Origin of the sequence: Providencia sp. wls1914 (assembly GCF_009706645.1) — a bacterium.
Taxonomy (GTDB): domain Bacteria; phylum Pseudomonadota; class Gammaproteobacteria; order Enterobacterales; family Enterobacteriaceae; genus Providencia; species Providencia zhijiangensis.
The window spans coordinates 80,970-103,956 of sequence record NZ_WLUN01000003.1; the positions used below are offsets into that span (position 1 = coordinate 80,970).

The following is a 22,987-nucleotide window of genomic DNA, read 5'->3' on the forward strand; positions in this document are numbered from 1 at the left end:
TCAACAAGCCCCATGCTGGGGTAAAACTTAGTTCTCGCTATGTGGCTGATAACCGTAACGAATCGTCTCGACATCGTCGAGTTGAATTTGAGTCACAGTTGGTTGCGTAGTGGCAATCACGCGACCATCACGGATGGAATAGCGTACTGGCACTTGGCGGCGTACTGCATCAAAACCGTTTTCAGCAGGCAGGATCAGCAGGCTTGCGCGTTTCCCTTCATTGATACCGTAGTTTTGCAAATTCAACGTTTTCGCGCTGTGCTCAGTGATAAGCTTAAGGCCATCATTAATCTGACCATAGCCCATCAGTTGGCAAACATGCAGACCCATATGCAGCACTTGCAGCATATTGGCGGTGCCCAGTGGATACCACGGGTCGAACACATCGTCGTGACCGAAGCAGACATTGATGTTTGCTGCGAGCATCTCTTTCACGCGGGTTATTCCGCGGCGCTTTGGATAGGTATCGAAACGACCTTGTAAGTGAATGTTCACTAACGGGTTGGCGACGAAGTTAATCCCTGACATTTTCAGCAGACGGAATAAACGTGAAGCATAAGCACCGTTGTAAGAATGCATCGCCGTGGTATGGCTGGCGGTAACGCGTGCGCCCATACTTTCACGATGAGCAAGGGCGGCAACGGTTTCGACAAAGCGTGACTGTTCATCATCAATTTCATCACAGTGAACATCGATTAAACGGTCATATTTTTGTGCCAATGCAAAAGTTTTGTGCAGTGATTCCACACCATATTCACGGGTAAATTCAAAGTGCGGGATGGCCCCGACCACATCCGCCCCTATACGTAGCGCTTCTTCTAATAGCTCTTCGCCGTTTGGATAGGACATGATCCCCTCTTGTGGGAAAGCAACGATCTGCATATCCACCCAAGGTGCCACTTCTTTTTTCACTTCCAGCATCGCTTTCAGTGCCGTTAAAGTGGCATCGGAAACGTCAACGTGGGTACGAACATGTTGGATACCGTTAGCAATCTGCCATTTTAGAGTTTGCCATGCGCGCTGTTTCACATCGTCATGGGTTAGCATTGCTTTGCGTTCGGCCCAGCGTTCAATCCCTTCAAACAGGGTGCCAGACTGGTTCCAATTTGGCTGCCCAGCGGTTTGGGTTGTATCCAAATGGATATGTGGCTCAACAAACGGTGGAATGGCTAAACCACCTTCACCATCAAGGCTGTTAGGGAGTACTTCACCTGCGGGCTGCGGAACGATAGCTTTAATTTGTTGATTTTCAATATCGATTCGCCACAGGCCTTCACGCTCAGGCAAACGGACATTGTGGATATGTTGAATATGTTGATTAAGCACGGGTCATCTCCGAATTAGTGGCGCGTACGCGATTCAATAGTGGATTCAGGATGGCGTAGCAGATAGCGCCGCCAAGCACTGCGTTAACTGGGACAATTCCCGGTAGCCAATGTCCTGCGGCAACACCCGCAGCCACGGCTATCAACGCACTGATATTCACATCGCGCATTTTGCTCATGTCAAAAGTGGCATAGCGATGACGATACATTAAGTAATCCGCGATGATAATGCCACCAATCGGTGGAATGGCTGCGGATAAGAAGGTCAGCCAGCTAACAAAGTTGTTGTACAGCCACAGTGCGCAGAGTGTACCCACTAAGCCGTTGATAATGGATAACGTCTTGCTGGATAAGCCCGTAATGTTGGCGAACCCTAAGCCGGAAGCGTACAGCGCGTTGTCGTTGGTTGTCCAAATGTTCAAACCAAGCACGATAATTGCGGGTAAGAGTAATCCTTGCGCGATCATCACGTCGGAGATATCCGCCATGCCTAAGGAAGCTGCGCCCGCCGCACCGAAGATAAACATCAGTGAGTTGCCCAAGAAGAACGCCACAATCGCCACCAGTACCGCGATTTTCGGCTTACGCCCGAAGCGTACGAAGTCAGCGGTTAACGTTCCCGCACTGACAAATGAGCCGACCACCATCGCCAGTGCGAGGTTGAAATCGATAGGTTGTGCAGGTTTCACCATTTGCAATGCGCTTAAACCACCGGCATCAGTGACAGCAAGATACACGGAGTAGCTTCCTAAGATGGCGATGGCAGGAACAGCAACAATAGATAGCACGGTTAACGCGGAGATACCAAAGAACACAGTAACGGTCATCAATATACCGGAGATACCAATCAGTAAGTTGATATCCCAGCCTGTCGCTTTACCGACGGGAATGGCGAACATGGCAACGCCGACACCGAACCAGCCGACCTGTGTACCGCCAAGTAAGAAAGAAGGGAGCCAAGAGCCGCGAATACCGAAAGAATAACGAGCAAGAAGGTGGGTTGTTAAGCCTGTTTTAGAACCGATAAAACCAAGGAAGGCGGTGTAGACACCAAGAATAAGATTACCAATGAGAACTGCGAGGAAGAAATCGTTGAAACTAAGACCGGTACCGAGAGCGCCTCCGGTCCACATGCTGGCGGAAAAGAACGTTAAACCCAGCATTACAAAGGTTAATGCGAGTCCGCCTTTTCTTGCGGATATGGGTACTGGCTCATGACTATAATTTTTATCACCGGACACAATTGCCTCCTGTAGCTTTCCTCTGGCCAAAAAAATCTGACGAATTCTATAGCCGTAAAAATAAAAAGCAAACGGTTTCGCACATGCTTAAAAAGAATTAATGAATTGTGTTTTTGCTCATTTTTTATTCTAGTCTGTCGCGTCACTGGAAAGGGCGTGAGACGGTAAAAGGTCTGATGGGGTGAGATAAAATCACGATGAAAACCAGCGGTCAAAACAGCTAATGATACAAACGAAAAACGTGAAATAAAGATAAAAGACTTCCGAATGTGTGGGTATCGATGGTTCGTTTTTTTTATTTATATTTATTCAATAAAATATAATGTTAAAACAATTTTTAATATTTTATTTATTATTACGCATTTAAATTGTTGGTTGGGATTTATTACTCATTTTTTTGAGTAAAACATGATTTCAATCTAAATGATAATCTATATTTATAAATCTAATTATTTATTGAATTTAATATTTAATCATTTAATAAGTAAAGAGTAAAAAAAGAGTTTCAATATTACCAAAATGATAACAACGTTAATTTTATAGTCATTTCGACGGGATTTAATGTTTCTTGATGGTTGATCATGATTATGTTTTTAAAGGATATTTTTTAATTTTGAATGATTTTTTTATAGTAAACATCGCGCTGATCACAAAATGGCGGTTAATTTCCAGATAGGGAATTAAAATTGATATCCCTCAATTAAATAAAACAATTAAAGTTCACAATGAATTACCAATTAAAAAATTCATTCTTTTCTTTATTTGTTCTATCTATTTCTCCAGGGAATAAAAGAGGTCAGTCATGATAATACAAATTATCGCGGCATTAGTTATCGTTGCTACAATTTATCTTTTAATTAAAAAATATGAAACTCGGATGGTATTAATTGCTGCGGGGCTAGTACTTTGTATTATTAGCCTTGTGCCAATGGATGCCTTAAATGCATTTAGCGAGCGCATGGTTTCGGCTCCGCTGATCCAAGCTATTTGTTCCAGTATGGGTTTTGCCTATGTGATGAAATACACCAAGTGCGATAAACACTTAGTACTGGTGTTATCTCGTGTTCTGACTCGACTGGGTTTTTTCCTGATCCCCGCGGCAGTCGTATTGACTTTCTTTATTAATATCGCGATCCCTTCCGCGGCTGGGTGTGCTGCTGCGGTGGGTGCGACATTGATTCCGTTACTGATTGCTGCGCGTATTCACCCAGCTATTGCTGGTGGTGCCGTGCTGTGCGGTACGATAGGTTCTATGCTGAGTCCTGGGTTGTCACATAACCCATTTGTGGCGCAGATGTCGAACATGAGCATTGTTGACTTAATTGCTCGCCACGGGCCATACAGCTTAGCCGTTGGGGGCATTGCCGCCGTTTCCTTAGCGGTAGTGGCTTTAGTGAAAAAAGAGTACAACATGAAAGCGGTTGTTGAAGTGAATGGCACCGCAGGTACAGAACAAAACGCAGCGGCAGAGCAACCAAATTATCTTTACGCGACAGCGCCATTTATTCCATTGATTCTATTAATTTTGCCATTTATGGATGCACTGAAAGCGTATCAAATCAGTGTGCCAGCAGCGATGGTCATCGGGGCAATTTATGCGTTAGTTATCACGCGTACTAACCCTTCAACCATCACTAAAGAGTTTTTTAAAGGAATGGGGAATGCTTATGGGGATGTTCTTGGGATCATCATCGCTGCCGCCGTTTTCTCTGCGGGTCTCAAAGCATCTGGCTTAATTGATTCCTTTATTGGTTTTCTGATCCACTCTCCTGAATTTGCACGTTGGGGAGGGACATTGGGCCCATTCTTAATGGGAATTATCACGGGTTCAGGTGATGCAGCCGCGTTTGCTTTCAACGAAACGGTAACACCATTTGCCCAGCAATTTGGTTATGAAATTCCTGATTTGGGGATGGCTTCTGCAATTTCAGGCGCATTGGGTAGAACCATGTCACCGTTAGCAGGTGCAGCTATCGTCTGTGCAGGTTTAGCCAATGTGAACCCGATGGAAATTGTGAAGCGTACTGCGCCCGGCATGATTGTTGGGGTGATCTTCATTGCGCTCATCATGCTTTAATTTTAAGGAGATAACATGTCAAACATTACATTAGAACAACTGACTCAATGGCGTCGTGAATTTCATCAATACCCGGAAATTGGTTGGTCTGAGTTTTTAACCACAGCAAAAATCGTTGAAGAACTGCGTCGTTTAAATTTGGACGTCAAAGTGGGCCCGCAAGTGATCAACCCTGAATATGCCTTTGGACGCCAACAAAAAGTGGTTGATAAAGGTTTAGCGGTGGCGAGAAAGCACCAAGTTGATGAAAATCTGCTGGCTGAAATGCAGGAGCTGACAGGGTGTGTTGCCATTTTCGATAGCGGCAAAGCAGGGCCGACAGTCGCACTACGTTTTGACATTGACTGTGTCGGCGTGACAGAAAGTACCGATGAGACCCATCGGCCAAAAAATGATAATTTTAGTTCTTGTCATCCTGGCGAAATGCACGCGTGTGGTCATGATGGACATATCGCGATTGGTTTAGCGGTTGCGCATTGGTTAGTGGCAAATAAAGAGAGCTTATCTGGCAAAGTAAAACTGTTATTCCAACCTGCGGAAGAAGGCGTTCGCGGTGCGAGAGCGATGGCAGAAAGTGGCATTGTGGATGATGTGGATTATTTTTTAGGGGCGCACTTAGGATTCATTGCCAATAGCGGTGAAATTGTGATTAACCCAACTCATTTCCTCTGCACAACAAAACTGGATTTTCGCTTCAAAGGTGCACCATCCCACGCGGGAGCGGAGCCTGAATTGGGACGCAATGCGCTAGCCGGCGCTTGTCATGCCACAACGCAAATGTTGGGAATTTCAAGACACGGTAAAGGAATGTCGCGCATTAACGTTGGGGTACTGAATGCCGGTGAAGGGCGAAACGTAACGCCATCCTATGCGCAAATGCAGATAGAAGTCCGTGGCGAGAATGAAGAGATTAACCGCTTTATGAGCGAAAATGCGATTCGCATGGCAGAAGGTTCCGCGCACAGCTTCCAGTTAGAAATGGAAAGTGAAGTGATGGGAGAAGCGGTTGATTTAACCAATGACCAAGAGCTGATTGATACCTTAGCAAGAGTGGTAGGGCAACATGAGGAATTAACGGCAGTGGCGACTCGCCCGTTTGGCGGCAGCGAAGATGCCACTATTTTGGCAAAACGCGTCCAGCGTCATGGGGGGAAATCTCTGTATTTTGTTGTCGGTGCCGACAGAACCGCAGGGCATCACCAAGCTAATTTTGATTTCGATGAAAAACAGATGTTAACAGCCTATCAGCTGTATACCGGATGTTTGGTGTCATTAATGTAATTTTTGGGTAATAGGAAAAAGCCGCTGCGAGAGCATTCTCCCAGCGGCTTTTTATTTCACTAAAGCTTTATTTTGCTAATGAATGCAGGGTATCTTTCAATAGATTGGCGGCAATAATGATGTCGTCGAAATCAGTGAATTCATCAGGGTGATGGCTAATCCCATTTTTTGATGGTGTGAAAATCATGGCGGTTGGGAATTTTTGGGCGAGATTCATAGAGTCATGACCCGCACCGCTCAACATGGTCATATAACCGATGTTTTGCTCAAGGCAATGTTGTTCAATACACTGACAAATCTCGTTATTTAATTTCACCGGAGCTTCAGCTGAAATTTCACGAAGTTGAATCGAAACATCGTTGTCTTGTTCAGATTTTCTAATGGAATTTTTCAAGTGAGTGGCAACGCGGGCAATACTTTCTGGCTCAATACCGCGAATATCGACCAAGAAATTCACTTCACCGGGAATCACGTTCATGGAATTTGGATATACATTGAGTTTCCCAATGGTACCGACGGTTCCCCATACCGCTTCACGGCAAGCCGCTCGATTCACATCGCTGATAATGGCGGCGCTGGCCACTAATGCATCGTGACGTTGGTACATTGGGGTTGCGCCAGAGTGATCTGCATGCCCTGTGACCTGAACTTGGAAGCGGGTTGGCGCGGCAATGCCGTTCACAATTCCCACTGATTTTTCTTCAAGTTCAAGGCGCCGACCTTGTTCGATATGCATTTCGATAAAAGCTGAATAATGGTTATCCGCCAATTGGCACTGTTCAATTTCGTGGCTTGGGTAACCAAGACTGTCGAGGACATCGAAAAAACTGCGTCCATCATCATCTCGGTTGAGTGCCCACTTTTCACGATCAACTTTTCCAAGTAACACTTTGCTGCCAATACAGGAAAAACCAAATCGGCTGGATTCTTCCGCCCTGAAAATGACGAGCTCAAGGGAACGGGACAATTGCTGTGGTTCAAATTGCATCAGAGCATAAAACCCTGCCACGACACCAAGCGTACCATCATAAGCACCGCCATTAGGAACCGTGTCCAAATGAGAGCCAGTGCCAACAGCAGGTAAATCAGGATTTTTTCCCGGTAATCGGCAGAAAATATTCCCTATTGCATCTTGGCGAACAGTAAACCCAGCTTTTTGCATGGTTTCTATCATGTATTGGTGTGCCAATTGGTCTGTGGGTGTATAAGCCAAACGTGTTACACCTTTATTTTCAGGATAAACAGTAAAGGATGCTAATTTTTCAAATAATAATTTCATTTCATTAGTAGAAAATAATTCCCTAGTCATGAAAACCTCTTTCATAAGTTGTAATCAGATATATTTAAGTTTATTGGAATAAGAAGGATTGAAAATAAAAAGCAGAAAAGTATAAAAATTATTATGGGTACCATAATGCAAATAGAAATTGGGTAAGTCAAACAGAAGGATGAAAAAAAGAAGGTTGCATGATATTTATCAAATTACTGATATTAAACGAAAATATAACAAATTTTACGTTTGAGATAGATTCCATTTGTCGAGGGCTAATTTAAAAAATTTTTAAATAAACCCTCGATTTTTTCATTATTTATTGATGATGCTTTGGGGTTCTAGAATTTAAATAAGAGATTTATTTTTTATAATCAATTTAGATCGGTAATTTATTTTATTTTTTTCAATCTCTCGTTAATTGTTATTTTTTATATTCAATTGTTAGTGTCTAAATAATGCAAGTAGAGGTGAACATCATTATACAATTGACGTAATTCAGCACTATTTTTCTGCCTACGTAATAGTGCCTGTAGCAGGCGGTGAATTTTTTCAACATCAGTTTGTGGGTGCTGCAAACGTAAAACGAGTCCTTTTAGGGCGCGATTGTGTGATTCAGAGGCAGAAAATTGTTTATAAATTTGCATCAGATTGAGCCAAATAGCGTGGCGGACAGCAAAAAATTGTATTGTTCTATCAAATGGATAATCACTCTTACGCGCCAATATTAACCCGCTAAATAGGCGATGGCTCATCTGTGATGTTGATGGTTTTTGTCCTGAAATAATCTTATGAAGACCCAGCTTAAATTGTTGTTCGCTGAGTAAAATAAGGTTTTGGTAACGTTTCTTCGGATTTGTTGGGTAAATCCAATAAAAAGCTCCCATCGCGACCAACGGTCCACAAATAATGGCGATGGCATTACCGAGGCTTTCTGGAAAGCTTAATGTAAAAGGGTAGTTTGGTTGCAGTAAGATCAAAGAGACCATAATGTAATCAAAGGCGATTAAAATTAGTTTCTTGTGGGCGAAAACTAAAATTCCACTGATGATAACGGGCACAATAAATAAGGTCATTTGCCATGATGATGATGCGAATGGCCATAGACACCAAGTACAAATCAACGCGGAAAGTGCCCCGAAAGATTGTCCCGTGAAGATATTTTTCATAAACCTAGCAGGGTAATCAAGGGATGCGAATAATGCGATCATCACGGATAAACCTAGCGTTAAATAGGCGAGAGCTTGCCATTGAGTCGCTAACCAGAGTAAGCCAACGGTGGCAATGGCAACAAACGAGCGAGCAAAAGTTTGCCAAGCGGCAATGCGGTCATGGTGGAGTTTTAGCTTATCTACACGGTGTTGTGCCTTGATGGATAACCCTTTTGACACATAAAACAGCGGGATTAAGAGATTTTTCAATATGCCATTCGGGCACAGAGACAGGATATGTTTCCATTGTGATTCAGTCGGTTGTGTTGCTGGAAATGGAAATGCCGCTACCTCTTTAAATTTATCAAGTTGTAGCAAAATTTGGCTTTGAGCGAGTAGTTGTTGGCGAGCTTTTACGACTTGTTTACGGTGATAACGCCACCCAATACGGTTGGCCTCTAACTGTTCATCATAGGTGGCCATTTGCTGCCATAAAGTGTCAATGTCCTGTTGTTTAATCGACTCTTTTCTATATAAAGAACGATGCAAAATAGTGTAAAACTGCTGATCAATTTGTTGCTTTAACGCGATGATGGATGCTTGTTCACGCTTGGGAGTAAATAAGAAATTAAACAAAACCGCACATAATACACCCACTAAAATAGTCCAAAATCGATCCCATGCTACGGCAAAAATATTGTCGGTGGCATGAACGCTAAGCATGCTTACCATTACCGCTGAGTAACCTGCCAAAAAAGTACCGTAGGCTACAAAGCCTTTTTGTAGCTGTCCAATACCGCTACATGCACCTAACCATCCGGCTAAACCGATCACAAATAATAATGGACTGATTAGGTGAATTTGAATGAGTACAATGCCAGCAACGACACCAATAACTGTACCTGCAAACCGCCACCAACTTTTTTCTAACAAGTTTTCACGCCAAGGTTGCGCGGAAGCCCATACAGTCATTGCCGCCCATTGGGGGTGAGTGAGTCCTGCATATTCAGCAATAAATAGCGCAAGAATGGATGCGCAGGCGGTGATCATTGCAAAGCGCAAACGGTCAGAATCAAATCCGAATCGCTGTATTGATGTGATGAGTCGTGGCATGGTTTTTCGCAGATGGGTGAATAAAACAGCATATAGGGTAGTGCTTGTGAGGGAAAAGAGCAAACAGAGGTGGAAAACTTCTATATTGGTAAAATAGAGATCGAAGTAAAATAAAAAGTAAAAGCCTTACAATGAAATAGGCTTTTACTTTTTATACAGGAGCATCATATATAGACTGTTTTAAATCAAAAAATAGTTGAAGTTAAGACTGAATACAAATTACGCACTTCATGCGTAAGATTCAACTGATTCTTGGGATTTATTCTCGTACTTAATATCTTGATTGTCTTGAAATACATCACAAAATATATCACTGATATTAACATCTAATATTTTTGTTACTCTAGCTAAGCAATCAATATCAATACGATTAACACCTCGTTCATAACGGAATAGTTGTTGTTCACTGATATTACATTCTCGTGCTAATTGAAACACAGTATAACCTTGAGATTTTCTTAATGACTTGATTTTTTGTCCGACGGCATAAGCGACAGGAAATTTTCTATTCATAAATATTCTCTATTAAATTATATTGTTGAGATAACAATCAATGTGAATTTTTCAGATTTTATACAAGTGATTTAATATAATCTGTGTATTTTAATTTTTGGTTAAATATATAGTGACCCTCAAGTGCCACTCACTGAATGATATACTATCCTTATAATTATTTTCAATTAGTCCCAAAATGACGCATTAAATATCAGTATGTTCACGATTATTGATTCTAAATATTTAATGTGAAAATTATTTTTTCATTTTAAATAGGTTAAATTTGAATTCATGCAATGTCATAACAAATGTAAATTTTAGTGTATTGTTTTTGATCAATATAATTGGCTATTAATTTTGTTTAATTGAATATATAAAACCAAAAAAACAGAAAATAAAACATTAACAATATTAAGTTTTTATATTTAAACTCTGTGATTTGGCTTAATGGTTTTTGGTTTTTGGTTTATTTCATAAAGACATCAATCTAGGAAGATCGTTATTTGATCAATTTTTTTATGATTTAGTGAAATATGTAGATTTAAGGCATCTTAATAGAAATCAAAATATTCTTATTTTTGATTTTCTTTTTTTTGTTTCTAAAGTGATAGTTATTTTAGTATCAAAGATTTGGTGGCTTAGTGGGTGTTTTGTATGATGATTAAAGTTAAAACTTAGTATCAATTATTTTAAGTCAAATTGTACTAAATGGTCTGCTACTTTAGTAGTAAAGGATTTCCTATTTTAAACTTTGTAGTTTAAATATTCATTATATGGCTATCAATAAAGTAATAAAATTCATATTGTGACTTATGCATATTTTCAAAAATCTCTAAAATCCCATGATAATTTACTTAGGTATTATTATTTGTTGATTGAATGGTAGGGTCATATGTTGATAAGTCGTAGTCGTTATCATATTCACCTCGAAGAATGCTATGTTTTACAGAAATAGGGTTAATAAATTATTACTTTGCAGGTCGATTTGATTCGATGGCTTAATCTCAAAGTCGACGGTATGATCTGTCCGATAGTAAGCATCGGTGGTTTGTTTTCTCTAAAATATTTGGAAGTGAGCTGCTTTTTTCGTCAGTCACGGTAATGGAAATAGTATTTTCCAAGTTATTGTTCGCGGGGATACTTGGCTGGATACTTCAATATTATTAGAGTGCACCATAGCCGTTGTGGTATCAGGTAAGAAATCTACTTTCACTTCTTGTGGTTGAGCATTCGGCGTCGTAGCTGTAATGATGATATCCCCTGCCGTACTGGTAATCGTGGGGGGTTGCTAGACCATTCGCATCTTTCAGTTGTGTCTTGACTTCAATAGGTGACTTTCTGTTAGCTAATTAAGGCGTTTGTGTATTGGGCATGGGCTTTGTAGCTTGGACCGCTGTCGTATCCGCAACGACAGTGACTTTGATTTCAGGGAAGACTGCATTATGGGCTTTGGGAACCAATATAAATCTTTCAGGTTTAGTGCCTGCCGTTAATGTCGCTTCATATTGCCCGGCCGCTAAGCGGGTAAATGGGCTGATTCTGGTGTATGTTGCGGTAGGAGTGGCTTGTGACCCCTTCGCGAGCATCGCATTCTTTACTTTTTGTGTCGTGACTCGCTCTAGAGTGATCTCTTTGGCTGAGAGGTCAATGACATAACCCGCTTTATCCTTAATGGATAACGACAGTTTTTTGCTATTTTTGCCGTCCGCGATTAAATCAATGTTACTGGATAAAATTGTGCTTTTTAGGGTGTGAATAGCAGGTTGAGTAACCGAAACACGAATAATGGCTTTGGAAGATGTATTCCCTTTTTTGTCGATAGCAATGGCGGTGATGGCGTAATTATTCGCATTTTTGGTATTTTTATATGAAGGCAACACAAGGCTATATTGGCCATTTTCATTGAGAATATGTCCCCCAGCTGCAACCAGCGCTTCAGCATCCCATTTTATGTAACTTAAGCCATATTTACTGGTTACTGTGAAATTTAAAGGGATTTTTTCCCCTGTGTAGCCTGTGACAGAGTCAGTTATGTTTAAATGGATTACATCATTCTTTTTATAATCCAGAATGATATGGTTGTTACGACTGACAAAATCGTAACGATTACCCATGAGTGAGCGAAATGCATTGACGGATTCTGGATCCAAATGTTGCTTCAAGCTTTTGCCAAATTGGTAGTTCAGTTGCAAACCAATCCGCGAATCTTTTTTGCTGGCTTTCCCTTGGCGATGTTCCGCATTGAATGTGATTAATGGAATCGGCGTATAGTTGAGACCGACATTGATGGAGTATGGGTCGCGTTGTAAATTTTTGGTGCCGAATAGAGCGACATCATCACCATAATATTGTTCGTAAGTGAGTTTTCCTCCTATATGCGGATAGATAGGTAGCCAACCCTCTGCACGGAGATCCCATCCACTAGATGGTCTAGCTGAATGGTCGACTAATTCTCGCGCATTGCGCCAGCTGCTAAGACGATGGTAGCTGTTGCCTGACAGTTTTAAGAAGTCACGGCGATATTCGACACCTAATCCTAAACGAGAATGGCCACGGGATATATCGTAGTCAAAGAAGGTATTCCCACCGAACATTTGATTGTCACCATACCAGCGCGCACCAAAGCCGAGGTTGGTTTCTATGCGCTGCTCTTGACGATGAAAACTACCTTGAGTAAAAAATAAACTCTCTTCGTTTTCATAAATAGGTAGCAGTAAATCAATTTGTGAATTTTTTAACGAAAATTTATTGTCTGCAACCAGCTTTATTTGTGAGCTACCGAAATGATTAAACCAATCTTGTAGATAACTGCTTGCTGCTGTTGTGACGAGTTCTTTGGCAAATGCTTTGGTTTTTTCATGATTAGGCTGTGTTGTAAAAAATTGGCCTGCTTTAGTAGCAAATTGTGCCAGCTTGATTTCCTCTTCACTCGGCGCTGTGGGAGGAATATAAACCGGTTTTTCGTTTTCCCACTCTAAAGTTGGTAACGGAGCCATAGGAATTTCCAGTTCATCACCTGCTTTAAGGGCCTCAAAACCGTGTGAAAATGTTCTAAATTGATTAAGCTTACGTAATTGCTCCAAACTTATATTATATTTTTTGGCAATACTCTGAGTTGTTTCACCGGCTTGTAGTGTATATGGTTTAGTTTCTCTTAGAATAAGCGTATTTTTTTTCGGTAATAAAAATGTACGTTGTTGTTGATTTTGTTCTGTAAATGCATTGGCTGCGACAGGTGAAAAAATTGATGCCAAAGGAAAACTAATCTGTATTGCAATATTTATCCACGCGATAGATGCAACATAATAAGGATGAAAATCCTTAGACTTGCGATTCATTAAGGAACTCCGAAAATATAGGGTTAATTAAAATTTTATGATGAGTATTTTAAAAATCCCTGCCTTACTAACTATCCTTAAGATTCGCGCAATCATTAAAATTAGCAGCCAATACTCAACGTATATTTGAATGAAGTATATTTACTTTTATGATATTTATTTTTGAATAATTTGGAATTTTAATTAATAAAAAAGAAATTCCTATAAATTCTGGTTATTACTGATTTTCTTTTGCATCGATTTATGCATTTAATAATTTGTCATTAAGTACTAAACTATTTAAATGTTGTGAATGATAAGGTTTTTAAGTCTAATAAATTAAATAGAGTTTACTTTTAAAGATAATCTTGTCGGTGTAGATTGACTTAACGGCGTAACTTGATTACTCATCATCAGTAATTCACCTTTTTTTTCAACTCTCACGCTCAATCCAAAATAGTGACCTTGGGTTAACAGCGATTCCGGTAAATTAATGGAAAAATTAACCGTTCTCGCTGATTTTCTGGTTGTTAGGGTATAGTCATAATGGCTTTTTTCTGAGTAACTGTTTTCGTTTATCGGTGTGAGAGATAAAGTAATTAATGCATCTGCAGGAATGTCATGAGATGAGTTATAGATATCACCTTTAATATTAAATGTATTATTTGTCTTATTAATTGGGTTTTTACACGCAAATAAAAATAAACAGCAAGCTAATATAAAAATAGAGTGTAAAATATTTTTTGATATAGCAAATTTAGGCATAGTTTTTCTTCTATTATATAAATAAGTTATTGAAATGAACGATTAAATACTTTCTGAAAAAAACAGCGAACATATGCATACATGTTTTTTTGTTCGTTAAACCTTGATAAAATTGGCATTTCTGACTTTTCACCAGTGTACAAGATTCCAATTCTAGGCAGTGTCATGATGAGATTTTCATCTAACTCTACTTTCTTAAATGATTGTCGTAATTGCCTGACTAACTTGTAGTAACTGCTTTCAGTTACGATAGTTCCGCGCTTTTCCCAAATTTCATGCATCACTTCTCTCTTGCTATTTGTTTTTAATAACAACAGCTTTAAGAGACAGGATTCATTTTCAGATAAATTCACGGTTCTTTTTCCGCGAGATAGCGTTCTCTTCAGTGGGTCATAAACGACTTGACCACATAAAAGCACCATTGGCTCTATTTGATTGTATTCCATGTTATTCATAATATTTCCCACAGATATAGTTCAACATAAAATTAATTATCAACATCGTGATCATCAGTAAAATCGTGTTCAATATAAAAAAAGTAGGGTAATGAATGGATGAAAAACCAAGACGTTTTTTAAATTTGAACAATGTGTTTTAGTGATGTAAATTTAAACTACTATCTGTGAGTGTATATATCAATTTCAAATTTATTTTTTTTATATTTTTTAAAAAGGAGAGAGTTAAATAGCTTAGATTATAAAAAATGCACTCTAAGCTTATAAATATTCGTCGGTGATAAGTTAAGCAATGAATTAATTTAATAGTACAAAGTTATTCAATCGTTGGAGTTATATAACAAATGGATCTTCATCATCATCGCCATCAAGATTGAAGCTAGTCATATTTTTATTCAATTGTTCAGAAAATGGTGTATTCATTAAACTTATCGACATATAACGTTGAATAGCTTTAGTGAAATCTTTATATAAAGCAGGGTCAGATTCAGATGAGGACTTTAATGTTTGAACGATTTGAGTAATGAATGACTCTTTATCATTGCGGTTCAAATTTACTATGGTTTTAAACACCAGTGCGAATCGTGTTTTATCGCTATCCTGATGTTTAAATTCAGTAATAAAGCTTTGTATTTTAGCGTTTTTATCCTCTGAAATATGGGGGATATTTTTTGCTTGATAGTTTTGTATATCTTTCATGTTATTACGGGATTTCCAAAGGGCACTCATTTTAGTGTGTAGATCGGATGTACTCGATGGTGTATTGCCATGAGTACGTGTAGCTGAAAAAGTATTCAGCAAATTAGGGTCAACTTTCATGTTTTTCTCTCCTTGTTTCTTCTTGTTGAAAAGCGGTTTCCTGCTGGAGAGCGTGCTTTTGTTGAATTAATCGTGCATAAGCTTGTTTATGTTGTTGCAAGGTTAAACAACGGGTCGAAATTGGAAAAATATGCGGTAATATTTTCTCTGCTGCCAGTTTTGGCGTGAATTGTGTAATTTCATTATTCACTTCTAATGTGATCGAATTATCGGGGCTAGTACATATTTTGACGCCGTTAGCTCGAGAGCTTATCTTGGCTTGCAATGAGGCTGGTATGTGTAATTGAACATGGCGAGTTTCAGATTGTAATTGAGCGAAATGTTCTACCACAATTTCCTGTAGGCGTAAGTCAGTAAATAAACCGATGAGTAATTGAGTTAATTGGTTCTCTGTTTGGCTCACCTTAATTTGGTATTGGGCTTCGCTGTCATTGAGAACACCAATAAAATCATTCAAAAGCTGTGTTAATCCATCTTGGTAGCCTTGTTGATAGGCGATAGCATGAATGCTTTTCTCAGACTGTTGAGCTTGTTGGACATGGGCTTTGGCTTTTTGATGAGCCTGTTTAACAATCGACTGAGCATATCTATTGGTGTCTAAAACTGGATGTTTAATCAGCACATTTTCAATTAAGGTCTGCTGGATATTAGGTTGTGTGTTCTCTGACATAGCGGCAAGTTTCTTCAATAATATTCCAAGGTAGCAAAGTGGAAACCGTGTGAGGGATCATCTGCTGTGTGCTGCGGCTAAACATATACTTTGCGCGGGTAGCATAGCCGTGACTAAAGGTGTTTAAACACATCAAAAGCTGCTCAGCACCCAGGGCAAGTAAATGCTGAGGTGTGTTGATGGAATGTGTTGGGCTTTGCCATAAAGGATGGCTAAATTTCTGATGCAATTGTCGATATTGAGATAGCTCTCCCCACCAAGGCAGAGGGGAAGGGTGCTGAATAACCCCTAAACCCCATGCTACAGAAGGTAATAATGACCAATTTTCGGCAAGCATTTCGGGTAATATCAACGTTTTCTCATCGGGTAAATCTAATTGATATTGTTCAATAAGCTGCAAATTTTGCAGCTGTTGTAGCGGAACGGGTAGCTGATGATAATGTTCATCAACAAACTCCGAGTGAAAATAATCCCCCGGTGCTAAGAAAATGTTTTTTTGGTCAATCAGCAGCTTACTCAATTGGGGCATGGCTTGATTTCTCCACCTCTTCTTCATCGCTTTGTTTATTGTTGCGATGGTATAAATACAATCCAAGTGCAATTAACATACCGATTAATGCAGTGATTAAGGCCGAGGCAATCACGGGATTAAATGTGGGTGTTGGGCCCTTTTTTGTCTGATAGAGCAAAGGAGGACGGCTAACTATTACCACAGAAACATTGTCATAAGTCGTTTCAGCAAAGCTATTATTCAGAAATAACTTGATCTTATTCATCATGACTTTTGGGTCTTCATTGCCAGCATAAGTGACGAGACTTGAGACTTTTTGAGCCTGTTTCACGGGACCATTACCAGAAATCGGGTAACTCACATGGACACGTGCATTCACCACGTTTGGAATGGTCAGTAAAGACTGCTCAAGACGTTGTTCAATCAGTGATAGTAATCGAGTTCGCTCCGCTTGCGGTGAGGCAACCAGTGAATCTCCAGGGAAAGCATCAATAATTTCCACCGGATCTTTTGATGGCAAATTATATTGGCGTAGCAAGTCGACAGCGATGACAAAATCTTGAGGATCAACGCGAATTGAGTCTCCGTTTTTGGCATCTTGCTTACGCTTGGCTTCCACTCCATGCTCTTGCAAAACGGCAAGAACCTCATTACTTTGGCGTTGACTTAACTTGCTTAGTAACAGTTGATTGTCACAGCCTAGTAGTAAGCCAATAAACCCGATTAATAGGAATTTCTTTAATATATTCATGGTTTATTGTGCTTTTAATACTGTGTCGATGGCAGAAACACTTTTATGCGTGAGTGTGCTGACCATATTCAAGATGAGGCTGTAATTACCCACTTGGTTTTGTAATTCCAATAATTTAGCGGGATCGCTTGGATCAACGGTATTCATTTTCTCCAGAATATCCGCTTTTTCTTGGTTTACAGAGGTCGTGTACTCAGCAAATAACTGCTTCACTTTATCTTCCAGTGGGATAGCCGCGGGTATAGCCGGAGCCATGTCCGCGATATCTGATAGTGTGGAGATTGGATTAATTGGTAACATAAATATTCTCTATAAAGAGAGCATCAGATGAGTGATGCTCTGATTTAAATAACACGTTACAAGCTTACACGTTACGAATAATGGCTTGTGCTGCATCTTTAATGGCCTTCATTACGTTACTTTGTAATTGGCGCGCCATATTATAGTTACCGCTTAAAGCGGTGATTTTACCCAGAACCAGCGGGTTATCGACTTCCAGACTTGGGTTGTCAATCATAGACTTTAATTCATCTGCGATAGTTTTAGTTCTTTCACTAATACCCGCAGAGCTGCGATACATCATTCCCCATTTGTTATCTGTTGCTGTGGTGGATTCTTTTTCTAATGCAGATGCATCCCAATTACCATTTGTATTATTAATACCTGGGGTTGCCATATTTATTACCTCATTAATTAGGTCTAATTGAGTTAAACAACCAATGATTATTACCTAATAACGTAATACCATTGGAATTGGTGATAAACGATTTTCCAGCCAGTTCATTATTGGAAAGGGAGACGGAAAATTGAATTTGCTTGGTTCCCCATTTTTGACTAAATGAATTGGTGAAACTAATTAAAGAGAGAGTCTGTTTATCATTTAAGCTGTCTCTTATAACAAAGATAACGTAGTTACCTTTGGTTATTCTTTGCCATTTCACATTACTTTCAGTTAACCCTAACTCGGCTTTCTTGATGAGCTCCTCAAGTGGAACTTGTACAAGCTGGCTTTGTTTATAACAACTGAAGTAATTAGATAAAATGCGATAAATGTTTTTATCATCATTATTCGGTAGTGGGCTTTTCACGACTCGAATAATGGGCTGGCAGGGATTACTAATATCAATCTTTAATAAGTTAGGTATGGTATCTATTAACTTGTCTTCAATTTCTTGTTCAAGCGAATTTATGTTTTTGATAGTGTATTTTGCTTGGTAATCTGACTTTAATAATACTTGGCGGCTCCAATCTTCATCTCTTTGAGACTTAACTAGAATAAGCACTTCACCTTTTTTATTTTGTGTATATGTAATAGGGTAATAGCTTCCTTTTAATATATTATCTATATTTTTAATTTGTTTTTCAGCGTTATTTTTTGGATTATTTTGGAATTCAACGAATAATATAAAAATAACGGCAAATAGTAATAAAAAGACAAAGAAATATTTCTTATTAAATGTTAGCTTCTGTTTTATGGCAATGGGACTTTTTTTTGCAAATGGTAGTGACTGAGATGGTAATGGTCTTTGGTCTTTCTTGGAGTAATTCCATTCAGTATTCAATGGTTTAATTGCAATTGGAAAGGTGTCAATGAGCAATATTTCTTGTAGTGTGGCAGTGAGGTGACGATTTTTCCCATCTTGTTTAAGATTAATTGCAAGGTTATTATTAGATTCGTCATTAGAAACAATAGAAAACTCACACTGGGTATGTTCACTAGGAATATAATAGGTTGTAAAACCGTTTTCATCTATTTCCGTTTTGTATTTAGTATGTTGCCCAACGATAATAATATTTTTATCGATGTTAATCACTAGCTCTTGACTATTCATCGAACCACTAATAATTTTCATTATACAGGTGTGGTGTTTTGTTTCTATCATAAGATAATCTCAATTAATAAAAAATAGCGAATCATATTGACTTCAATGTTCAGTATTTAAATATAAGAACATAATGTAGTCAGCTGAATTTATCTTATTCATTCACACCCTGTATTTTTATGGTTAATTCCAAAATATTCCAGAGTATTCATTTGTTTTTTTCTACTTAATCACTGACTCTACATCAAGTAAAAATCAATGGATAAGGTCTATTTATAATGTCGAATAAAGATATTGCTAAATTATTGGAGAGTAGAAATAGTTGCTTTTCTTTACAAGACGTATTGGTCTTGTCAATACCCAAAGAAACTGTAACCTCAATAAAAACTGCAACCTCAATAGAAAATATAACCACAGAAAAAGCGAAAGCAACGCTTTGTTATAAATCTCGATATACAAATTTAAATATTAAAGTACAAGAACCCGCTATCTTTGTTTGCGATCTGAATGAATTAACGATTGAAGATGAAACTTTATGGGATATCTACACCATGGAATTGTCAGAACTCGTTGAAACGCTTGCTATTATTGATATTGCAATGGGCCAAGCTTTTCTTGCAAAAAAAGCGACCAGAGAGAGTGATGAAAACCAATTAGGTGAATTCATTCTATTTGACGATGAAATATCAGCACCTGTTTTAATTAAAAATATCGTGATTGATTTGATCATTAAAAAGCAGCCGTTATTTGATGATTGGTGTGAAGTATTAAGACGCTATGAAGCGTATGGAATGATGCGCTTTTTAATTTCAGCCGCTCAACAAGACAAAAATGCCAATATTAATCAACTGTGTGCCCGTTATGGCATTTCAGCTTCTTATTTTAGACAACTTTACCGAGAAAACTTTAATAAAACCGCTAAACGCAAAATTATGGGCGTACGTATGGGGGCGGCCATTTTGCAATTAATTGAAAGTGAAAGTTCTATTTTAGATGTTGGGTTAGAAGCTGGTTACTGCTCTGCCTCTCACTTCACGAATGATTTAAAAAAAGAATTGGGATTAACCCCATCAGAAATAAGGCACCTTGGAGCAACGTTATATGAGCAGTAAAAAATTAATGGTGGTTTTTATTTCGCTGTTTCTACTGAGTGTAAATATCAATACCGCTCAATCAGAAATGATGATTGCAGAGCCGGTGACACAAGAAAGAAGTGCAGACACGTTTGTGGCGAATAATATCGCGGTAGGTAAAGTGTTTGATGCGGTAGCTGAACAAATTAACAAGCCGATTATTTTAAGTAAATTGGCATCCCAGAAAAAAGTGACGGGAAATTTTAACCTCGCGAATGCCGATGAAATGTTTAAAGCCTTAACGCGTCGTATCGCGTTAGTCTGGTATGACGATGGCGCAAGCATTTATGTCTATGATAATAGTGAAATGCGCAGTTTGATTATCCCGACCCACAAAGTCAGTAGCCAACAGGTTATCAGCTATATCCAACGTAATGGCATCTATGATGCGCGCTTTCCGGTGCGTTCCCAAGGTGGCGACACCATGTTATTTGTGTCGGGGCCACCGCTCTATGTTGAGTTGATTAAAGGCGCTGCGCTGTATCTTGGCGAGCAACTTAAACAAGAAGAAAAAACCAGTGGTAATGTTGCTGTGATCCCGCTGAAACATGCCTCTGTAAGCGATCGAAGCTATTCATTGCGAGGTCAATCGATCACAGTGCCTGGCATGTTATCGGTGATCAGCTCCCTGTTTAAAAGTGGGGGCAGCAGCGTTGAAGAAACCCTCGAAATTTTACCTGCAAAGCTCAATACCGATGGGGATGAAATTGATGCCTTGATGGATGCGCCAATTGGTGGCGCTCGTCCTGAAAATCGCCAAGTTACCGTCAGACGTGGTGGCGCATCAAATAGCACATTTTCTCTGGTTGCTCATCCTGATAGCAACAGCCTGATTGTGAAAGGCAGCCCCGAGCAGATCCGCTATGTTCGTGATTTGATTAAAACATTAGATAACCGCCGCCGCCAAGTGGAACTCTCCTTGTGGATCATCGATATCACACGCTCTGAATTGGACAATTTAGGGGTGAACTGGGAAGTTGGCTCATTTAAGGTGGGTGGTGGCTCTGTTTCTTTCAACCGAAGCACCTTACCCGATAGCAGCAAGTTTTTAGTGCAAATTGATGCCCTAAGCAAGAATGGTAATAGCCAAATTGTCTCGCGCCCAGTGTTGTTGACCCAAGAAAACGTTCCTGCGTTGTTTGATAACAACACCAGCTTCTATGCCAAGTTACAAGGTGAACGTACTGCAACCCTAGAATCTGTCACTTACGGCACGATGATCAGCGTCATGCCACGCATTTCAGCCGGTCAAAGTGTCGAAATGGAAGTGAATATCGAAGACGGTGCAGAGAACCGCGATAGCAGTGGCAAAACGTCCAGCGTTGAAGGGCTTCCAACGGTTAACCGCACCAGTATTAATACAGTGGCACGTATCACCAAAGATAGCAGCCTGTTAATCGGTGGCTATACCCGCGACCAATATATTGAAAATGAAAGCAAAATTCCTCTTCTTGGCGATATTCCTTGGGTTGGCGGCTTATTCCGTCATAGCTCAACCAATCAACAAAAAATGGTGCGAATCTTTTTAATTCAGCCGCGTTTATTGGATGAAAACGAAGTGTGGGATGGACGACAATTTTCCGAGAAAACCCGTATTACACAAAAAGATAGCCAACTGCATGGAACCGTACAGTTCCTCCAGCAATACATGAGGGATTCATGGCAATAACCCCGCTGAGCTACAGCAACCGTATGCTACTGAATGCGCAAGACAAGAGTCGTACAGCCACGAAAATCAGTGATGACTCTGATGAAGCTGCACGCGGTGCGGGGGTAATTGATAGTTCCAGCGAATACGCTTCGATGGCGATGCTGGCCGCGAGCCATATTCGTCGAGGCGGCTCGAAAAAGGAACAAGAAGAGGAGTGGATGCGCTTTGCTGAGCGCATCTTAGAAAATAATGCGGACGAAAAAGTGTTGAGGATTGAAGGCGTACTTAATCGTCAGTTGATGACACCTCAGCAGTTACGAGCCTTTTTATTGCAGTTTTTCTCTGATCCTAGCGATTTACTCATGGTGCTTGCCGCGCTGAACAACCGTAAAAAACTCAAGCAGGAGCAGATTGACCATTTGCAAGAGCTAGAGCGATTACTGCTAACGGAAGATACCAACCGTACGGCGCAGGCAGGCGCAAATATCGCGCTAATCGCAAAAGCGTTTGCCCAAACTTTGCATGAAAGTGCGGGGAACTTACGCACCTTATACCGCGAATTTATCGGCTATGACGGCCCAGTGGTCTACTTATATGAACAATGGGTGGAAGAGATGGAACTGGCTCAGCGGGAAAACATGATGCGTTATCTCGCAAGAGCCTTGGCATGTGATTTACAAGCACTGCCGTTGGGAGACCTCAATATCAGTGAGTTTGGCAGCTTCTTCACGCGAATTGGTCGTCTGCGTGAGTTGCAGTCACTAGACCGGGCATTTAGTCAGCAATTTCTCCAATCGAGTCTGTTTCGCCAGCAAGTGCAGTTGTCGCAAAACCACTTGCAGCAGAACCAGTTGGAGAAGGTGCTAAGCCAGCTATTTACCAGTGGGATCCGTAACCAAGAAAGCTTTAATGACAAGCTTTTGAACTTCATTCAGGCGCAATTAAGTGCCATGACCACAGATCTACGCGCCCGCTTTGTTCAGCTTTTGATTATTGCGTTTTCAATTATCCCCGTTGCCATTTTTCACTCATTGGAAGCGCGTGATGAATTACTCGACCAATTAAAAATACAGATGGATCAACTGTTGGCGCAAGAACAACGCTTACGTCGACAACCCTAATTTGATAGGAAATACACG

18 protein-coding genes and 2 pseudogenes are annotated in these 22,987 nt (G+C 39.9%); 5 read left to right on the forward strand and 15 right to left on the reverse strand.

Annotation, left to right across the window (positions count from 1 at the left end):
* Positions 1 to 27: 27 nt before the first annotated feature.
* Both GKR74_RS01230 and codB read right to left on the reverse strand, forming a co-directional pair.
* Positions 28 to 1,326, reverse strand: coding sequence for a cytosine deaminase (locus GKR74_RS01230; protein WP_336431285.1), 1,299 nt, complete (start codon positions 1,324 to 1,326; stop codon positions 28 to 30).
* Positions 1,319 to 2,566 carry a cytosine permease gene (codB, locus tag GKR74_RS01235; protein WP_181477805.1) on the reverse strand — a complete coding sequence of 416 codons (1,248 nt, stop codon included), beginning with the start codon at positions 2,564 to 2,566 and terminating at the stop codon, positions 1,319 to 1,321. Before codB ends, GKR74_RS01230 begins: the two co-directional genes overlap by 8 nt.
* Positions 2,567 to 3,368: 802 nt before the next feature.
* Here codB and dcuC point away from each other — a divergent pair.
* Positions 3,369 to 4,643: a C4-dicarboxylate transporter DcuC gene (gene dcuC, locus GKR74_RS01240; RefSeq protein WP_154602186.1), complete on the forward strand. Its 1,275-nt coding sequence runs from the start codon at positions 3,369 to 3,371 to the stop codon at positions 4,641 to 4,643.
* 15 nt (positions 4,644 to 4,658) lie between these two features.
* Positions 4,659 to 5,924, forward strand: coding sequence for an amidohydrolase (locus GKR74_RS01245; protein ID WP_154602187.1), 1,266 nt, complete (start codon positions 4,659 to 4,661; stop codon positions 5,922 to 5,924).
* Positions 5,925 to 5,991: 67 nt separating this feature from the next.
* Here GKR74_RS01245 and GKR74_RS01250 read toward each other — a convergent pair whose 3' ends face one another.
* The 13 genes and pseudogenes from GKR74_RS01250 to GKR74_RS01310 form a co-directional block, all read right to left on the reverse strand.
* Entirely contained in the window at positions 5,992 to 7,233 is a 1,242-nt protein-coding gene (locus tag GKR74_RS01250; protein WP_154602188.1) for a Zn-dependent hydrolase, read from the reverse strand.
* Between the two features lie 392 nt (positions 7,234 to 7,625).
* Positions 7,626 to 9,458 (reverse strand): annotated as a pseudogene (locus GKR74_RS01255) (FUSC family protein).
* 219 nt (positions 9,459 to 9,677) lie between these two features.
* Positions 9,678 to 9,971, reverse strand: a pseudogene (locus GKR74_RS01260) (helix-turn-helix domain-containing protein).
* Between the two features lie 1,331 nt (positions 9,972 to 11,302).
* Complete coding sequence (locus tag GKR74_RS01265; protein WP_154602191.1) at positions 11,303 to 13,291, reverse strand: inverse autotransporter beta domain-containing protein; 1,989 nt, start codon at positions 13,289 to 13,291, stop codon at positions 11,303 to 11,305.
* A 318-nt stretch (positions 13,292 to 13,609) separates the two neighbouring features.
* The gene (locus GKR74_RS01270) at positions 13,610 to 14,035 is read right to left on the reverse strand and encodes a YbaY family lipoprotein (RefSeq protein WP_154602192.1); all 426 of its coding nucleotides are present in this window, start codon (positions 14,033 to 14,035) and stop codon (positions 13,610 to 13,612) included.
* Between the two features lie 26 nt (positions 14,036 to 14,061).
* The gene (locus tag GKR74_RS01275; RefSeq protein ID WP_154602193.1) at positions 14,062 to 14,490 is read right to left on the reverse strand and encodes a winged helix-turn-helix domain-containing protein; all 429 of its coding nucleotides are present in this window, start codon (positions 14,488 to 14,490) and stop codon (positions 14,062 to 14,064) included.
* A 333-nt stretch (positions 14,491 to 14,823) separates the two neighbouring features.
* Complete coding sequence (locus tag GKR74_RS01280) at positions 14,824 to 15,309, reverse strand: hypothetical protein (RefSeq protein ID WP_230089109.1); 486 nt, start codon at positions 15,307 to 15,309, stop codon at positions 14,824 to 14,826.
* Positions 15,299 to 15,979, reverse strand: coding sequence for a hypothetical protein (locus tag GKR74_RS01285; RefSeq protein ID WP_195848746.1), 681 nt, complete (start codon positions 15,977 to 15,979; stop codon positions 15,299 to 15,301). Before GKR74_RS01285 ends, GKR74_RS01280 begins: the two co-directional genes overlap by 11 nt.
* Positions 15,957 to 16,508: a hypothetical protein gene (locus GKR74_RS01290; RefSeq protein WP_154602194.1), complete on the reverse strand. Its 552-nt coding sequence runs from the start codon at positions 16,506 to 16,508 to the stop codon at positions 15,957 to 15,959. Before GKR74_RS01290 ends, GKR74_RS01285 begins: the two co-directional genes overlap by 23 nt.
* Positions 16,492 to 17,241, reverse strand: coding sequence for a type III secretion system inner membrane ring lipoprotein SctJ (gene sctJ / locus GKR74_RS01295; protein WP_154602195.1), 750 nt, complete (start codon positions 17,239 to 17,241; stop codon positions 16,492 to 16,494). Before sctJ ends, GKR74_RS01290 begins: the two co-directional genes overlap by 17 nt.
* Before the next feature lie 3 nt (positions 17,242 to 17,244).
* On the reverse strand, positions 17,245 to 17,541 hold the full coding sequence (gene sctI, locus GKR74_RS01300; protein WP_154602196.1) for a type III secretion system inner rod subunit SctI: 297 nt from the start codon (positions 17,539 to 17,541) through the stop codon (positions 17,245 to 17,247).
* 64 nt (positions 17,542 to 17,605) lie between these two features.
* Positions 17,606 to 17,917 (reverse strand): EscF/YscF/HrpA family type III secretion system needle major subunit, encoded by a 312-nt coding sequence (locus tag GKR74_RS01305; RefSeq protein WP_154602197.1) that lies wholly within the window; start codon positions 17,915 to 17,917, stop codon positions 17,606 to 17,608.
* A gap of 13 nt (positions 17,918 to 17,930) precedes the next feature.
* A complete protein-coding gene (locus GKR74_RS01310) occupies positions 17,931 to 19,073 on the reverse strand; it encodes a PrgH/EprH family type III secretion apparatus protein (protein ID WP_230089110.1) in 1,143 nt (380 codons plus the stop codon).
* 269 nt (positions 19,074 to 19,342) lie between these two features.
* On the opposite strand from GKR74_RS01310, the gene GKR74_RS01315 reads away from it, so the two are divergent.
* From GKR74_RS01315 to sctW, 3 genes are read left to right on the forward strand one after another with little or no spacing between them, the layout of a single operon-like run.
* On the forward strand, positions 19,343 to 20,176 hold the full coding sequence (locus GKR74_RS01315) for an AraC family transcriptional regulator (RefSeq protein ID WP_154602199.1): 834 nt from the start codon (positions 19,343 to 19,345) through the stop codon (positions 20,174 to 20,176).
* Entirely contained in the window at positions 20,166 to 21,866 is a 1,701-nt protein-coding gene (gene sctC / locus GKR74_RS01320) for a type III secretion system outer membrane ring subunit SctC (protein ID WP_154602200.1), read from the forward strand. The genes GKR74_RS01315 and sctC overlap by 11 nt, the downstream gene beginning before the upstream one ends.
* The gene (sctW, locus tag GKR74_RS01325; RefSeq protein WP_154602201.1) at positions 21,857 to 22,969 is read left to right on the forward strand and encodes a type III secretion system gatekeeper subunit SctW; all 1,113 of its coding nucleotides are present in this window, start codon (positions 21,857 to 21,859) and stop codon (positions 22,967 to 22,969) included. The genes sctC and sctW overlap by 10 nt, the downstream gene beginning before the upstream one ends.
* Positions 22,970 to 22,987: the final 18 nt, after the last annotated feature.

Coding starts and splice junctions, on each gene's coding strand:
- dcuC (WP_154602186.1), top strand. CDS start 3,369: ATGATAATACAAATTATCGCGGCATTAGTTATCGTTGCTACAATTTAT.
- GKR74_RS01245 (WP_154602187.1), top strand. CDS start 4,659: ATGTCAAACATTACATTAGAACAACTGACTCAATGGCGTCGTGAATTT.
- GKR74_RS01250 (WP_154602188.1), bottom strand. CDS start 7,233: ATGACTAGGGAATTATTTTCTACTAATGAAATGAAATTATTATTTGAA.
- GKR74_RS01265 (WP_154602191.1), bottom strand. CDS start 13,291: ATGAATCGCAAGTCTAAGGATTTTCATCCTTATTATGTTGCATCTATC.
- GKR74_RS01270 (WP_154602192.1), bottom strand. CDS start 14,035: ATGCCTAAATTTGCTATATCAAAAAATATTTTACACTCTATTTTTATA.
- GKR74_RS01275 (WP_154602193.1), bottom strand. CDS start 14,490: ATGAATAACATGGAATACAATCAAATAGAGCCAATGGTGCTTTTATGT.
- GKR74_RS01280 (WP_230089109.1), bottom strand. CDS start 15,309: ATGAAAGTTGACCCTAATTTGCTGAATACTTTTTCAGCTACACGTACT.
- GKR74_RS01285 (WP_195848746.1), bottom strand. CDS start 15,979: ATGTCAGAGAACACACAACCTAATATCCAGCAGACCTTAATTGAAAAT.
- GKR74_RS01290 (WP_154602194.1), bottom strand. CDS start 16,508: ATGCCCCAATTGAGTAAGCTGCTGATTGACCAAAAAAACATTTTCTTA.
- sctJ (WP_154602195.1), bottom strand. CDS start 17,241: ATGAATATATTAAAGAAATTCCTATTAATCGGGTTTATTGGCTTACTA.
- sctI (WP_154602196.1), bottom strand. CDS start 17,541: ATGTTACCAATTAATCCAATCTCCACACTATCAGATATCGCGGACATG.
- GKR74_RS01305 (WP_154602197.1), bottom strand. CDS start 17,917: ATGGCAACCCCAGGTATTAATAATACAAATGGTAATTGGGATGCATCT.
- GKR74_RS01310 (WP_230089110.1), bottom strand. CDS start 19,073: ATGAATAGTCAAGAGCTAGTGATTAACATCGATAAAAATATTATTATC.
- GKR74_RS01315 (WP_154602199.1), top strand. CDS start 19,343: ATGTCGAATAAAGATATTGCTAAATTATTGGAGAGTAGAAATAGTTGC.
- sctC (WP_154602200.1), top strand. CDS start 20,166: ATGAGCAGTAAAAAATTAATGGTGGTTTTTATTTCGCTGTTTCTACTG.
- sctW (WP_154602201.1), top strand. CDS start 21,857: ATGGCAATAACCCCGCTGAGCTACAGCAACCGTATGCTACTGAATGCG.